Annotated in this window: 12 protein-coding genes; 3 read left to right on the top strand and 9 right to left on the bottom strand. The window is 59.5% G+C overall.

Translation table 11 applies throughout. From position 1 onward, the window contains the following. Nucleotides 1–346 precede the first annotated feature (346 nt). From PJE01S_RS00240 to PJE01S_RS00200, 9 genes are all read right to left on the bottom strand, one after another. A complete protein-coding gene (locus tag PJE01S_RS00240) occupies nucleotides 347–2,464 on the bottom strand; it encodes a xanthine dehydrogenase family protein molybdopterin-binding subunit (RefSeq protein WP_068831134.1) in 2,118 nt (705 codons plus the stop codon). After that, a complete protein-coding gene (locus PJE01S_RS00235) occupies nucleotides 2,461–2,943 on the bottom strand; it encodes a (2Fe-2S)-binding protein (protein ID WP_068831133.1) in 483 nt (160 codons plus the stop codon). The genes PJE01S_RS00240 and PJE01S_RS00235 overlap by 4 nt, the downstream gene beginning before the upstream one ends. A gap of 18 nt (nucleotides 2,944–2,961) precedes the next feature. Next, nucleotides 2,962–4,077 carry an NADH:flavin oxidoreductase/NADH oxidase gene (locus tag PJE01S_RS00230; protein WP_068831132.1) on the bottom strand — a complete coding sequence of 372 codons (1,116 nt, stop codon included), beginning with the start codon at nucleotides 4,075–4,077 and terminating at the stop codon, nucleotides 2,962–2,964. Between the two features lie 29 nt (nucleotides 4,078–4,106). After that, nucleotides 4,107–5,381 carry an amidohydrolase family protein gene (locus tag PJE01S_RS00225; protein WP_157090178.1) on the bottom strand — a complete coding sequence of 425 codons (1,275 nt, stop codon included), beginning with the start codon at nucleotides 5,379–5,381 and terminating at the stop codon, nucleotides 4,107–4,109. Further along, the gene (locus PJE01S_RS00220) at nucleotides 5,338–6,054 is read right to left on the bottom strand and encodes an ABC transporter ATP-binding protein (RefSeq protein ID WP_068831130.1); all 717 of its coding nucleotides are present in this window, start codon (nucleotides 6,052–6,054) and stop codon (nucleotides 5,338–5,340) included. Before PJE01S_RS00220 ends, PJE01S_RS00225 begins: the two co-directional genes overlap by 44 nt. Beyond that, a complete protein-coding gene (locus PJE01S_RS00215; RefSeq protein WP_068831129.1) occupies nucleotides 6,044–6,784 on the bottom strand; it encodes an ABC transporter ATP-binding protein in 741 nt (246 codons plus the stop codon). Before PJE01S_RS00215 ends, PJE01S_RS00220 begins: the two co-directional genes overlap by 11 nt. Beyond that, entirely contained in the window at nucleotides 6,781–7,716 is a 936-nt protein-coding gene (locus tag PJE01S_RS00210) for a branched-chain amino acid ABC transporter permease (RefSeq protein ID WP_068831128.1), read from the bottom strand. Before PJE01S_RS00210 ends, PJE01S_RS00215 begins: the two co-directional genes overlap by 4 nt. Then, nucleotides 7,713–8,573 (bottom strand): branched-chain amino acid ABC transporter permease, encoded by an 861-nt coding sequence (locus tag PJE01S_RS00205; protein ID WP_068831127.1) that lies wholly within the window; start codon nucleotides 8,571–8,573, stop codon nucleotides 7,713–7,715. Before PJE01S_RS00205 ends, PJE01S_RS00210 begins: the two co-directional genes overlap by 4 nt. A 70-nt stretch (nucleotides 8,574–8,643) precedes the next feature. Beyond that, nucleotides 8,644–9,894 (bottom strand): ABC transporter substrate-binding protein, encoded by a 1,251-nt coding sequence (locus tag PJE01S_RS00200; RefSeq protein WP_068831126.1) that lies wholly within the window; start codon nucleotides 9,892–9,894, stop codon nucleotides 8,644–8,646. A gap of 269 nt (nucleotides 9,895–10,163) precedes the next feature. On the opposite strand from PJE01S_RS00200, the gene PJE01S_RS00195 reads away from it, so the two are divergent. From PJE01S_RS00195 to PJE01S_RS25640, 3 genes are all read left to right on the top strand, one after another. Next, nucleotides 10,164–10,850: a TetR/AcrR family transcriptional regulator gene (locus PJE01S_RS00195; protein WP_068831528.1), complete on the top strand. Its 687-nt coding sequence runs from the start codon at nucleotides 10,164–10,166 to the stop codon at nucleotides 10,848–10,850. A gap of 506 nt (nucleotides 10,851–11,356) precedes the next feature. Then, entirely contained in the window at nucleotides 11,357–13,108 is a 1,752-nt protein-coding gene (locus PJE01S_RS00190; RefSeq protein WP_339374657.1) for a CocE/NonD family hydrolase, read from the top strand. 87 nt (nucleotides 13,109–13,195) lie between these two features. After that, nucleotides 13,196–13,507: a hypothetical protein gene (locus tag PJE01S_RS25640; protein WP_174548468.1), complete on the top strand. Its 312-nt coding sequence runs from the start codon at nucleotides 13,196–13,198 to the stop codon at nucleotides 13,505–13,507. The last annotated feature ends 953 nt before the right edge of the window (nucleotides 13,508–14,460 follow it).

Here is a 14,460-nt window from a genome sequence, read left to right as displayed (position 1 = left end):
GCGAATTCGATTAAAGCCTTCTCCACTCCCCTGCTGAAGACCTTTCACAGTCTGTGGGTTGGCGTAGACGCGGAAGAAATTGAAGCGCTCCTTTGTCGAAAAGTACCGGTACAACAACGGTGCGTGATGCCGAGATCCTTCGCGCGTCCCGGATTCTGCCCATCAAATCCCTGACGTGCAAAGAAGACGTCTATCTTGCGAGTCACCAGGTTGCCTCGTGAACATGGAATGCGCTAGGAAAGCCGGGGCAGTTGTTTGGTTTTATCACCCGAATTTCGAGCGTCGACTTCGGGCTACCGAACGAAGTCGCATGCGCATGGCCCGACAAGCCGCCGGGGCCATAGGTTCACGCGTTCATGATCAGGTCTGAAATACGTTCTGGTGTCAGAGGCAGATGACGGCACCGGGCACCCAGTGCATGTGCGACCGCATTACCGACGGCTGCAGCAGTCGGACCCGCCGCAGCTTCGCCGCTTCCCAGGCTGGGCATCTCGGGCCGGTCGATCAACGTCACCTCCACCTCCGGTATCTCGTCGAAATTCAGAATGGGATAAGTATCCCAGTGATTGGTGGCGATGCCCTCGGCATTCCATTTGACTTCCTCTTTAAGCGACCAGCTCAGGGATTGGATGATGCCCCCCTCGATCTGGTTCAATAGGCCGTCGGGATTGATCACCGCACCTGCGTCGACGGCAGCCCACACGCGGTCCACGCGCACCTTCTCCTCAACCGCCACGCTGACGACGACGGCGCAGTAGGCAGCGCGGTTCTTGTACCGTCCGACCGCGACCCCTAAGCCTGCCCCGCTTCCAGGCTCCGGCCTCGATGCCCAACCGCACATGTCGCGCACGCGCTCCAACACGCCGCGCGCCCGGGAGTCTCCAAGGTGCAACAGTCGAAACGCAATCGGATCGACCTGGGCAAGATCTGAAAGTTCATCGACAAACGACTCGATAGCGAACGTATTCGCGTACGCCCCCAGCGAACGGATCGCAGAGACTCGCACCGGCGATTGTTCGATGAAGTGATAGGTGACATGCTGGCGGGGAAAATCATAGATGGCCACCGCGTTGCGCTGCCCACCGCCGGCAGGCAACGACATGTCGCGCGACGGTGGCCTGGGCATGGGTGGATCGATGGCCCATGCGCCGAGGAGGTTGACGCCCTCGCCCCATCCCGGCCTCGCTATGTGGGTATGGCTCCACACCTGTAGATCCCAGTCGCATACTCGGCCACTCTCGTCCACAGCCCCCACAATCGACACGACGCTCGCGGAACCGAACGGCGCCATCGACAGTTCCTCATCCCGCATCCATTGAACCCTGACGGGTTTGCCGATGACGGTGGCGATGAAGGCCGCATCAAACGCAACGTCGTCTGCCCCGTTGTGGCCATAACAGCCGGAACCATGCAGATGGGTGACGACAACCTTATCTTTGCCCATCCTCAACGCCAGGGCGAGCTGATTTCGAAGCATGTGCGGTCCTTGGGTATGGGACCAGACCTGAAGAGTTCCCTCGCCTGGCGACGCAATGGCGCAGGCGGGTCCGATCGACGCATGCGCGAGATACGGCCTGGAATAAGTTGCCGCATGCTGCAACGCACCAACTGCTGCTGCACCGGCCGAATGTTCTACCGATGACGCGTGGGGCATCGCCTGCAGAAGACTGACAGTGTCCGTCTGCGCCGGAAGCTCATCGGACTGACTCCAAGTCAACAGCTTTTTGGCCTTGTCAAGCGCCCGCACCAGTCGTGCCTCGTTCGGTCCCACAAGCGCCAAAAAATTCCCGCTATGCACCACTTCCCCTACGCCGTCGAGCGCGCGAAGGGCATCCACGGGAACTTCTCCGACACGCTGCGAAGGATGCGTTCCGCGGAGCATGCGGGCATGCACCATGCCCGGTAGTACGAAATCGTGGATATAGGCGGCGCAGAGCAGTTTGCAGCCGAGATCATCGCGGCGAAGCGGCGTCCCCACACTGGCTTCATTCGGGATGTCTCTACCGACGGGAGTTTCTGTCAGGACTACCGCCAGCTGGACAAAGGGCGCCAGTTCCCAGTAGCTCACCCGGTTCGGCGTGCTCGTGCTGCCAAACTCGCCGCGCTCAACGAAGATGCTCGAAACTGCCGCGCCCAGATTTGTGGCGGCGGCGTTGCGAAACAGATCAAAGGCGTGGGCACATACCCACCGCATGGATGCACCGCCCACCTCGACGGACTGGCTTCCAGCGGTGTAGCCTTCGTCGGGGGAGCGTGCAGTATCGCCAGCGATCAATTCCAACTGATCTGGCGCCACGCCGAGTTCGTCGCAGGCAATCTGTCTGATTGCCGTGTTGATCCCCTGACCCAATTCCACTTTTCCGCTGAAAATTGTCAACCGCTCCGACGAAATCGCAATCCAGTCACTCAGCAGCTCGTTGGCCAGAACGCTTGCCGGTGCGGCCGCAGCGAACATCCGCATCATCGCCCCTCCTCCCGGGCGATCATCTCAGCCGCCACCTTTACCGCGCGCAGCATGCGCACGTGAGCGCCACAGCGACACAGATGTCGGCTCAGCGCCGTGCGCGTCTCCAGTTCACCAGGCGTCCGATTGCGCTTCAACAGTGCAGTGACAGACATCATTATTCCGTTGACGCAGTAGCCACACTGAGCAGCCTGCTCTCTCAGGAACGCGGTCCGGACGTGCGCGCCGATGACATCGGACGGAAGGTGTTCAGGCGTCACTATGACTTTTTCTGCAACAGACCAGAGCGGCGTATCGCAAGACTGAACCGGCTGGCCGTCTAGCAGCACCGTGCACGCGCCGCAGTTCCCACTGCCGCATCCAAAACGGACGCCCTTGCAGTCAAGCTCGTTGCGGAGAACGTACATCAGTGGTGTGTTCGAAGCAACATCCACCGCTGTGGTCACTCCGTTGAGTTCAAGTTTTGTGTGCTCTGACATGGCGAATCTAGCCTACGTTCAGCCGACGCGAACCGCGTCGCGCCGCAAGCCCTTTGCACGTTCGTACGGAGGCGGGTAGTAAGTCGGCGCGTCAAGGGTTTCTGCTGCACGCCATACCCAGCGCGGATCCGCTAGGAACGCGCGCGCCAGCGCCACCATGTCGGCCTTTCCGGAGTGCACAATTTCCTCGGCCTGGACAGGATCAGCGATCCCTCCCACCGCACGCACCCGAATGCCTGTCGCGCGCCTGATTGCATCTGCAAAAGGTACCTGGAACCCGGGTCCCCAAGGTACCTTTGCTCCGAAGTCAGCCGAGCCGGAGCTGACGCAGACATACGTCGCGCCCAACTCCTTCAACCTGTGGGTGAACCCAATCGCGTGGTCCACGTCAAGGCCACCCGGCGTCCACTCGTTCGCGGAGATTCGTAGGCCGAACGCAATGCTGTCCGGAAGCGCCGCACGCACGCGTGCAGCAACTGCCAAGGGCCAGCGTTGCCGGCCCGCCACCGATCCGCCGAAAGAATCCGTCCGCCTATTGGACAGAGGCGACAGGAACTGGTGGAGAAGGTACGCGTGTGCACTGTGCAGTTCGACCACATCAAATCCAAGACGAACCGCACGGACAGCGGCATCGACATAAGCGTTGGCGATCTCGTCCATTTCCGACTCCGACAGCGCTCGCGGCGTTGCCCAGGTGGAGGTGAACGGCAATGCGCTAGGTGCCACTGTTTCCCACGCCTGCCCTTCCACAAGCGCATCGCCCGACGACAAATGAGCCCCGCCCTTCCATGGAACTTGGGTAGAAGCCTTGCGGCCGGCATGGCCCAACTGGATTCCGAACTTCGTGCCGGGCGCCGCCGCGCTGCGTGAGGCTGAGAGTATTCGGCCAAGGGCCTCCTCGCTCTCGTCCGAATACAGGCCCAAGCAGCCATGCGTGATCCGGCCGCGGGCCTCCACGGCAGTGGATTCGAGCATCACAAGGCCAGCACCCGACAAGGAAAGCTGCATCAGATGTTGCAGATGCCAGTCCCCGGGCACACCGTCCTTGGCCAGATACTGGCACATCGGTGAGACGACTATTCGGTTGCCCAGTTCGACGGGTCCAAGTGACAAGGGGGTGAACAGCGTGGTCATTCTTTACCTAACTTCATTTACGTGCCGCTTTAGCGCGACTGTTTGACAGTGAATAGCTTGGCGGCATTGCCGCCTTCGATCAACGAACGATCTGCGCGGGACAGCCCCTTGACGGCGCCTATCAAACCACGCGGATCTTCTTCACCCATGTCATAGGGGTAGTCGCTGCCGAGCAGCACGCGCTCGGCGCCGAAGGTATCGACCAGGTGACGCAGCATCTCGGGGGCGAACACCACTGTGTCGACGTAGAATTTTTTGAGGTAGGTGGAGGGAGCGCGCCGAATCACGGTGCGGCAGTCTGGACGGGCGCGCCACGCATGGTCCATTCGCGCCCAGTAATGCGAGACATAGCCGCCACCGTGCGCGGCGATGAACTTGATCTTCGGATACCGGTCGACTACACCGTCGAAGATCAGGTGACTGACGGCGATGGTCGTGTCCAGCGGATTGCCTATCACGTTGTTGAAGTAGTGATTGGTCAGCCGTGCACCTTCGGAGAATCCCACCGGGTGCAGGAAAAGCACGGCGCCGAGCTCGTTCGCACGCGCGAAGAAAGGCTCCAGGCCGAGTTGTGGGTCGGTCAGGTTGCGTCCGTTCACGTTCGTGTTGATCTCGATGCCTCGCAGGCCGAGCACCTTAATGGCATGGTCCATTTCCTGAACTGCAAGCTCCGCGTTTTGCAATGGAACCGAGCCCATCCCGACGAAACGTGCCGGCGTGTCGGCGACCAGGCGCGCGATACCCTCGTTCACCTCACGCGCCAACGCCGCACCACGTTCTGCTTCGACGAAATAGAAGTACTGGAAAGGGGCCGGGCTGATGGCTTGGATGTCGATGCCCATGCGGTCCATGTCCTGAAGACGCTCGTCGGTGCCCGTCAGTTTCGAAGCCCGATCCTTCATCTGCGCGACATTGGTCTCCCGAGTGAGCTCATTGGCGTAGATCACGCTCGGGTCATGTTTGCTCATCTGAAGATCGGCGGTCTTGGCGCTGATCGCCGGATTCAGATAGTGGCAATGAACGTCGATGACCGGTGCGCTCGAAGTGCTCGTCCGCACGGACGCGCCGGCTGAACGCGTTTTGTTCGCCGACGCAGCACGGGCTGGTCTGCCCAGCTTCCACGACGTCGAATCGTTCGTCGCGGCATGTTGATGGCGAGGGTCTTTGCAGGTGGGTGAGCAGGTGTACAGCACGGTGGATCTAGGAGACAAGAGTTTGCAGAAGTGAATGAGCGGCGTCGCGGCTATGACTTTTGGTTTCTCAGAAAACGCCGAGATGCCGTGTGGCGAGGTCGGGCTGCGCACGAACCGAGGCCGCCGAGCCGGCGCACACGACGCTGCCGGTGTTGAGTACCACGACCTGGTCGGCCACGTCGAGTGCCAGGTTGAAATTCTGTTCAACCAGGACTATCGACAATCGATCGGCCTTCAGAGTTTTGATGGCCTGCGCGACTTCTGCGACGATCATGGGCGCCAATCCTTCGGATGGCTCGTCCATCAGGAGAATTCGTGGGTTTCCCATCAGCGCGCGGCCAATGGCTAGCATCTGCTGCTCGCCGCCCGAGAGCGTTCCGGCGCGCTGTCTCATGCGTTCCTTCAGACGTCCGAACGTCGCGTAGACGCGACCAAGGTTCCACGAATTGCTGCGACCTGCGACTTGCTGTTCTGCCACTTGCAGGTTCTCCAGCACGGTTAAACTGGGAAAGATGCGTCGTCCTTGCGGCACGAGGCGCACGCCCCCACGCGCGATCGCCTCCGGCGACAGCCGCTCGACCTGTCGGCCGAACACCTTGATGGTTCCGCGGCGCGACTGCAGCAGGCCTGCAAAGGTGTTCAACGATGTGCTCTTTCCGGCGCCGTTGCGCCCCAGTAGCGCAAGTACGCAGCCCTCCTCCAACGTCAGCGAAAGCTGATTCACGGCGCGGCTCTGCCCGTAGCAGATCTCTAGATTGTTTACGCTCAAAGCTTCAGTGGCCAAGATAGATCTCCCGTGTCTTTGGGTCTTCGACAACTGTGCGTCGATCGCCTTCGACGATCACGCGACCATAGTGAAGAACCGTGATTTTGTCCGCGAACTCGAGCGCTATGTCCATGTCGTGTTCGATCATCAGGATCGCCGTTTCACGCGGCATGTCCTCAATGAGCTTCTTCACCAACTGGCGTTCGTCCTGGGACAGGCCGGCCAGCGGTTCATCCAGCAGCAGCAGCCTAGGCTGCTGCGCCAACGCGAGTGCGAGTTCGACGCGGCGTTGCTCGCCATAAGACACGTCGCAGACACGATGGAGTGCGCGATCCCCAAGGCCCACAGTAGCGAGCAACTGCACCGCGCGGTCATGGAGGTTGGGCCGCCGCGCAAGGTCGACCATGGTGTTGTTCCGCAGAGGCATCAGCGCAAGCAAGCCGAGTACCACGTTGTGGGCTAGCGTGTCCTTTGGGAACAGCGTGATGATTTGGTAGGTGCGCGACATCCCGTACCGGGCGCGCGAGCGCATGGGCAGTTTGGTGACGTCCTGGCCGAACACGGTGATCGTCCCGCCGTCGGCGCGTATCTCTCCGCCGATCAGTCCGAACAAGGTCGTCTTTCCAGCGCCGTTCGGCCCGATGATGAGGCGCCGTTCGCCGGGCTGCATGGTCAGCGAGATGTCCTGGGTGACCGCGATGCCGCCGAACGACTTTCGCAGACCTCGCACTTCGAGCGCTGTGGTCATTGTTTTTTCTCCGCCAGACGTCGCCAGAGGCTTTGCACCCCTGGTGCGATGCCGTTGGGCATCACGAGCACGATGAAAACGAAGACTCCGCCGAGCAGCATATTCCATCGCTCGATGTATCCGGATGCATAGTTTTTGAGCAAGACGACCAGCACAGCGCCAACGGCCGGTCCTGCCAGCGTACCGGCGCCTCCCGCGATCACGCTGAGCAACACCTCGGCCGATGCTGTCACCGACAGCACGCTCGGGTGTACGTACTTGTGGAAGTAAACGTAAAGGAGGCCAGCGACCGCTCCGAGGAAGCTCGCCGTAACGAATGCGCACCAGCGAATGCCCCAGACGTTGTAGCCAAGCGAACTCATGCGGCGCTCCTGGTCTCGAGTTCCGCGAAGGGATGCGCCAAAGGGCGAACGCACCAGGCGGGCAACGATCCATAACACCACCGCAGTGATCAGCAGGACGAACCAGTAGTAGGCGTTGCTGTTCTCCATGTCGATGCCGAAGGGCGATGGTCGGGTCAGACCGGACAGGCCGTTGTCGCCATTGGTGACTGAGGTCCATCGGTATCCTAGACCCCAGACAACTTGTGACAGGGCGAGCGTCAGCATCAGGAAACTCAAACCCGATGCGCGCAGCGCGATCCAGCCGAACACCCCGCCGACCAACGTCGTGGCCAGCAGCGTGATCGGCGCTGCGAGCGCGTGTCCCATGCCGAATCGCAGCGCCAGGCACGCCGCGATGTAGGCTGACAGACCGAGGTACACGGCGTGTCCGAGGGAGGTCAGGCCGGCATAGCCAACCAGCAGGTTCAGGCTCGATGCAAAGATCACTGCGATCAGCATCTGGCTACCTAGGTTGACGTAGTACTCGCCCGAGAAGAGCGGTAACAGCGCCAGCACCACGAGCAGTGCGACATGGCCGATGCGATTCATGCCCGTGCTCCGCCAAAAAGGCCACTGGGGCGAAATGCCAGGACGATGATCATGGGGAGAAAAAGAATGACGTAGGCCAGATCCGGGACGAGCGCGGTGCCGAACGTGTAGATGAAGCCGATGATGAAACTTGCCACCAGCGTGCCCAGCAGGCTACCGACACCGCCGAGGATCACGACGATGAGCGCCAGCGATAGCATATCGCCATCCAGGCCGGGATAAGCGGACAACATAGGCCCGCCGATCGCGCCGCCCACGCCTGCCAACATTGCGCCGAGGCAGAACACGCTGGTAAAGAGAACCGAAGCGCGGATGCCGACGGCGCGTGCCATCTGCATGTCGTCGACGCCAGCGCGAATGCGGGCGCCCACGCGTGTGCGTTCGATCAGCCAATAGAGCAAGGCACCGACAACGACCGCAGCGAGAATGACCGCAAGACGGTAGCTCGGAAAACTGAAGTCGAGCAAGCGCGCCGGCGCCAGCAGGAAAGCCGGCGGCGTCACCGGAATCGGATCGCCGCCCCAGATGACCAGGCAGGCATCCGCCGCGATGAATGAGAGCCCCAGGGTTGCCAGCACCTGAGCCTGCGCATTTCCCGATAGCCGCCGCAACACAAGGCGCTCGATCAATCCGCCGACCACTGCCGTCGTGATCGCTGCAAGTGTCACAGCCAGTGCAAAGCCCCAGCCTGCGCGGACCATGCTGGCTGCAACGTACGCACCGGTCATGAAGAGCGCACCGTGCGTCAGATTGGCAATGCGCATCAAGCCGAAGATGAGCGCGAAGCCGGAGGAGAGCAGCAGCAGCAGGCCACCGAGGGCCAGGCTATTGAGCGTTTGAGTTATCCAGAATTGCATGTTCTCACTTTGTGACAAAGCCTTACATGGGTCGCGGATGGATGCGCTTGAGGGTTGGGCGTCGGAACGGTCAGGCGCCGAGATTTTTGGCGGGCGGCCAGTCGCGCGAGTAAACGGGCTCCGACAAGAATTTCTTCGGGTCGTAGGTCCAAAACTGGCTGACATCGGGATAGGTGTCGATGATGCTGTTGACCAGGCGGCCTTCCTTTCGCTCGACACGCCGGATATATACGCTGCCGACGACGTTTCCATACTCGTCGAACTTCACCGGACCTCGCGCGGTGAGCACTTCGGTCTTGCGTAGCGCCTTGCGAAGCGCTTCCTTGTCGAAGACCTTGCCTTTTATCGGGGCCAGCGCTGCGTCGAGAACCGAGGCGCTCACATGTGTGCATGCGGCGTAGAACCCCGGGTCGTAGCTATAGGCCTTGCGAAACGCGCCCACGAACCTGGAGTTGATCGGATTGCTCAGCTCTGCCGAATACCAGTTCACCGTCACAATGCCAAGGGCCTCGTCCCCCATGTTGCGAAGCACCGCCTCGTCGAGCGCGGTCATGCCGCCGACCAACGCCTGCTTGCCGCGCAGCCCATATTCATTGAACTGGCGAATGAACCGGAACCCGTTGGACCCGGCGAAGCCAAGAAAGATCGCATCGGCTTCGGGATTGAGCTGCGCCAGGAACGTGCCGTAATCCGGCGCCGTAAGCGGGGGAAACAGCTTCTGCACTACCTTGCCGCCAGCTTGATCAAACACGCGTTGAAAGCCCGCGGTCATTTCATGTCCGTAGGCGATGTCGTCCGCAATCAGGATCATTCGCTTGTATTTGAGCTTTTTGACACAGTAGTCGGCCAACGGGTGGGCGCACTGCGCGGAGGTGGAGCTCGCGCGAAACAGCCACTGGTTGACCTTGCGCTGCGTCATGTCCTCGGCGGCAGCGACGGGAAAGATCGGGATCTGCTTGCCCCGCACATAGTCATCGACGGCCAATGCCTCAAAGGCGGCCAGAGGTCCCATCAAGACCTGCGCCTTTTCGCGCTCCACAAGCTCCTGCATCTTGGTCCGGGCGTTAGAGGGGACGCCACCGGTGTCAGACACGATCAGCTGAATCCTGCGACCGCCGATCCGTTGGTCGTGCTCGGCGAGGTAGCTCAGCAGGCCGCGCTCCATGTCTAGGCCGCCGGAGGCCAACGGTCCAGTCTTGGCGGTGAGCAACCCGACGCGTAGCGGTTCGTCGACACTCTGCCCCCAAGTCAGCGAAGGGGCAGCCAGTGCCACGCTGGCCGTCGTTGCTGCCCCAACAAAGCTTCTGCGATTCATTGTCATTTTGTCTCCTCGTTTGGGAAAAGTAGGTAAGCGCTTTTAGACCGCATGTGCAAAGTCTTTTTAAGTGATCAGTCGATCAATTGTAGTCTTGCGCGTCTTCACCTTCAAGCACTTGATACTGAGTTTTCGTAAGGGATTTCCCTAGCAAATGAATCCAAGTTCAACCTTTTACGCAGCCTGGCAACTGGTCGATCGAACATTGATACCGCATAGGCTAAAGTTCACGGAGCTATAGGATCAACCTTGTGAATACCGAGAGCACACAGACCATGACAATTCGAAATGCAGTTGACGAAGCGCCGGTCGCGACGGGCGAACGCGGCCGCAAGCAGCGCCGTCGGCTTGCGCCGGAAGACCGCGAATATGAGATCGTTCGATCCGCGATCTCCTTTTTTGCGAAGCATGGCTTCGAAGCAAGCACGCGCGATCTGGCCAAAGAACTTGGCGTATCCCAGCCGTTGCTCTACAGGTACTTTCCGAACAAGGAGGCCCTCGTGGACCGGGTCTACGACGACGTGTTTGTCAAACGGTGGAATCCGGAATGGGAAGAGTGGCTGGCGGATCGCACCAAACCACTCGATCTGCGGCTCAAGCGCTACCTAAAGGACTACGCCAACTTCGTGCTGAGGGGCGAGTGGGTTCGGATCTTCATGTACGCCGGCCTGGGTCGTGCAGGCGTCAATCAGAGGTACCTTGCCCGCTTGCGAGAGAGGCACTTTCTTCTCATCGCACGCGAGCTCAGGTTCGAGTACAGCATCCCCGAGCCTAAGGACAGCTTGGCAGAGGATGAGGAGGTCGAGTTAATTTGGGCGATGCACTCCAGCGTTTTTTACATTGGCGTACGTAAGTGGGTGTATGACCTTCCAGCCCCCAAGAATTTGGACCGCCTGATCGACATGCGCGTAGACGCTTTCCTCTTTGGTGCTCCGGCTGTTTTGCTGATCGATCGCGGCTAACTTGCAACGCTAGCCGCGAAGCCCATCCCGGCAAAGCCCAAGAGCCACGGGGATTGAGGCGCACTCGCACTTATGTGTTCATAAAGTCGTGCACCGCTTCGCCCAGGGGATCACTCGTCTGCGCACAGTTGCCGAACCGGCGAGAGCAGAAGCGGCCGTCACCCTGTCTATTGGTCGCCGAGGCGATCTCCGGGGATGGGCTCGCCGTCCCATGGATTGGAAGAGTTTCCGATATGGATCGTGCGATCACTCGGGATGATTGAGCCATGGGGTTCTTCGTCTAGGTGTTTTCCCTGGATGCACAAGCCACGCGAAGAACATTATAATGATCAACTGATCATTATTTGTCGATGCGGTGCGAGCCTTGCTGCCTACTTTGGCATACGCAACGAACGCCTGACACCCGGGCTACCCCCTCTTAACAGACGTCGCGAAGACGGCTGCCAGCCGCTTCGAGGTGAACGACTTCGACTAGGAACTACGGTTCAGTAATTAAGGAATCAAACGTGGAAAAATCAGAAACACGAGACGGCATGCAGATTGATTGGGACGTTGCTATTCGCATGGACGACGGTGTCGTTATGAGGGCAGACGTCTACCGCCCCGTACGCGAAGGGCAGTTCCCTGTTCTGCTGACCTACGGCCCGTACGCTAAAGGCCTGGCATTTCAGGATGGCTACCCGAGCGCTTGGAGCCGCATGGTGGAGCAGTTTCCAGAGGTCTTGGAAGGATCGTCCGGTCTCTACCAGAGTTGGGAAGTCGCGGATCCCGAAAGATGGGTGCCTAACGACTATGTCTGCATTAGGGTGGATTCACGTGGATGCGGTCGCTCCGAGGGCTTTGTGGAGCATTTTTCTCCACGTGAAACGCGTGACTACTACGAATGCATCGAGTGGGCGGCAGTCCAGCCGTGGAGTAACGGAAAGATCGGCCTGAATGGGGTCTCGTACTTCGGCATGAACCAGTGGCAGGTCGCCTCTTTGCAACCACCACATCTCGCGGCAATGTGCGTGTGGGAAGGGGCATCGGACTTTTACAGGGATGCGACGCACCACGGGGGCATGCTAAGCACGTTCTGGGCTAATTGGTACGACATGCAAGTGAAAAGCGTCCAAAACGGACTTGGCGAGCGGGGGCCAAGGAGCAGAGCGACGAGTGACACAGTCTGTGGGCCAACAACACTGTCCGACGCTGAACTTCAGAACAATCGCTGTGACTTCGGCGGCGACATCCTCGCACACCCTCTGGATGAAGCTTGGTACCGCGATCGGTCCGCACAGTGGGATCGCATCCGCACCCCGCTACTGTCTGCTGGCAACTGGGGCGGCCAGGGTTTGCATCTGCGCGGCAATGTCGAAGGGTTCATGCGCTCTGCATCGCCTCAGAAATGGCTTGAGATGCACGGCATCGAGCATTGGACGCACTTTTACACGGACTACGGCGTGGGCTTGCAACGCCAGTTCTTTGACCACTTTCTGAAGGGGATCGACAATGGCTGGGATGCGAGACCGCCGGTCCAATTGCAAATCCGCACCGTGGATGGCTTCAGCGAACGATTTGAACCCGAATGGCCATTGCGGACCACTCGATGGACCCGCTACTACATTGATCTGCAACGGCATGCGTTGACGATCGAGGCACCGGTTGGCGGCCCGCAGCATCTGTCCTTTGAGGCACTCGGCGACGGTTTGACGTTTATGTCGGAACCCCTTGCAGAAGACACCGAGATCACGGGGCCGTCGACGGCGCATCTCACGGTCTCTTCAAGCACAGACGACGCTGACATCTTTCTGGTCGTTCGAGTGTTCACACCGGACATGCGGGAGGTGACTTTTCAGGGCGCTATCGACCCTCACACACCGGTCGCGCAGGGCTGGCTCAGAGCATCACACCGTAAGTTGGATGAGACGCAGTCATTGCCGTATCGGCCGTTCCACGCGCACGACGAGCAGCAGTTGCTCGAACCGAATATCCCAGTCGATCTGCAGATCGAAGTGTTGCCTACATCGATCGTTGTGCCCGCCGGTTATCGCATTGGATTGACGGTGCGTGGCCGCGACTACGAGTTCGCTGCATCGACTGGTGCACGTCTGAGTAACTTCAAGAACGAACTGAAGGGATGTGGACCGTTCTTGCACGACGAGCCGCGAGACAGGCTCAGCGAGCGAGTAGGTGGGATCACGACGCTGCACGCTAACGCCGCAACGCCCCTCGCCATCGTGCTTCCGGTGATCCCGAGTTCCAAGCCAGACCGCTGACGGATTGAAAGCCTCATCAGATTGCAGTTCGCGGGGCCAGGCCGGGTTAATGCGAAGGCTTGGCTGACCAGCGGCTGCAGATATGCCATGCGGTGGAAGATCGAGACGTTCCACAAGATTCTGAAGTCCGGCTGCAAAGCCGAGGAGTCCAAGCTGCGCACAGCCGAGCGGCTGGTCAATCTGATCTCGGTGTATTGCATCCTGAGCTGGCGAATTTTCTGGATGACGATGATCAATCGAGCCTGCCCCGATGGGCCGCCGACATTGGCGTTGACGAAGACGGAAATCACCACACTGGGGCGATTGAGGACGGGTACGCCCGCGTCTTCACGCAAAACTGTGTCCTATTACTTGACTCGCATCGCCAGACTCGGCAACCAGCGCGCAAGCGATCGATGAACTCGGTGTTTCGAGGACGACGTTGGGTGCCGCGCCGAGACTCGAAAATAGGTCGTCAATCTGGTGGCGCACGAAGCTTTGTTGCGACAACAGCGCCATGCGCTTGCTCGCCAGCCGATGCGCGGCGGGAATGACGGCCATATGCCGCGACTCAGGCGGAAGTAAAACCAGCGTCGAACAGTTCCTTCATCACGTGGATGAAATCGTCTACCCCTCAAGAGCCTTCGCGGTTTCTGCGAAATCAGCTGCGACACCTGGCCGTTTGGAGATGACCGCTCTCACGACATCCACGACGCCGCGCGGTGTAAATCCAAAGTGATTGAAAAGTACTTCAGCGGGAGCCGATTCACCGTAGGTAGTCGTTTCTGATTGGGTGCGGCATGGCGCTTGTCCTCAACTGCCTACTTCCGAGAATGGGGCGTTGTAGTAAGTTGGCAAGCACGTAACGTGATGGCGATAGTGCGCATTGCCGCGTCTTGAAGCTGTTGTAACACTTCTCGGTGCTTTGTTGGCGTTAGGCCTTCTATACAAAGACTATGCTGCCTTGGCGATTATTCTGAGCGGCTCTGTTTATGTCGGAGTGAGAACAGCAAGTCTTGTATTGCGCAACGGGCTCCTAAGAGTCGAATCGATGGCTGATCTTTCTATTGCGGCAAGCCTGGTATCTTTTGTATGCGGGAGGCACTCGATGCTTTCCTTGGCGGCTACCCACGTCACGTTGTCGCCGCCTGCGGGAGACCACCTGCAACGCCATTTGGCATGTGAGAGGTTGAGCGCATCGATGATGCATAAGCGCAATGTTCGTGACGGCATTATGCTCGTCCTCAACCGCTTATTTACGATAATTGGGGGGTGTGGTAAGTTGACAGTGGTCGCAGTCACGGCATGACTTGATATCGACAATATGTAGTTATCGATTGTCAGTCGTTTCCGATGGCTTATTGCCTCAGCGC

The organism is Polaromonas jejuensis NBRC 106434, from assembly GCF_001598235.1.
In the GTDB taxonomy this organism is placed as follows: Bacteria; Pseudomonadota; Gammaproteobacteria; order Burkholderiales; family Burkholderiaceae_C; genus Polaromonas; species Polaromonas jejuensis.
This window is presented reverse-complemented; position numbering and strand designations above follow the sequence as displayed.

Excerpts from the sequence above, each read along its gene's own strand:
- PJE01S_RS00235 (WP_068831133.1), bottom strand. The coding sequence starts at position 2,943 with ATGTCAGAGCACACAAAACTTGAACTCAACGGAGTGACCACAGCGGTG.
- PJE01S_RS00240 (WP_068831134.1), bottom strand. The coding sequence starts at position 2,464 with ATGATGCGGATGTTCGCTGCGGCCGCACCGGCAAGCGTTCTGGCCAAC.
- PJE01S_RS00195 (WP_068831528.1), top strand. The coding sequence starts at position 10,164 with ATGACAATTCGAAATGCAGTTGACGAAGCGCCGGTCGCGACGGGCGAA.
- PJE01S_RS00210 (WP_068831128.1), bottom strand. The coding sequence starts at position 7,716 with ATGAATCGCATCGGCCATGTCGCACTGCTCGTGGTGCTGGCGCTGTTA.
- PJE01S_RS00205 (WP_068831127.1), bottom strand. The coding sequence starts at position 8,573 with ATGCAATTCTGGATAACTCAAACGCTCAATAGCCTGGCCCTCGGTGGC.
- PJE01S_RS00215 (WP_068831129.1), bottom strand. The coding sequence starts at position 6,784 with ATGACCACAGCGCTCGAAGTGCGAGGTCTGCGAAAGTCGTTCGGCGGC.
- PJE01S_RS00230 (WP_068831132.1), bottom strand. The coding sequence starts at position 4,077 with ATGACCACGCTGTTCACCCCCTTGTCACTTGGACCCGTCGAACTGGGC.
- PJE01S_RS00200 (WP_068831126.1), bottom strand. The coding sequence starts at position 9,894 with ATGACAATGAATCGCAGAAGCTTTGTTGGGGCAGCAACGACGGCCAGC.
- PJE01S_RS25640 (WP_174548468.1), top strand. The coding sequence starts at position 13,196 with ATGCGGTGGAAGATCGAGACGTTCCACAAGATTCTGAAGTCCGGCTGC.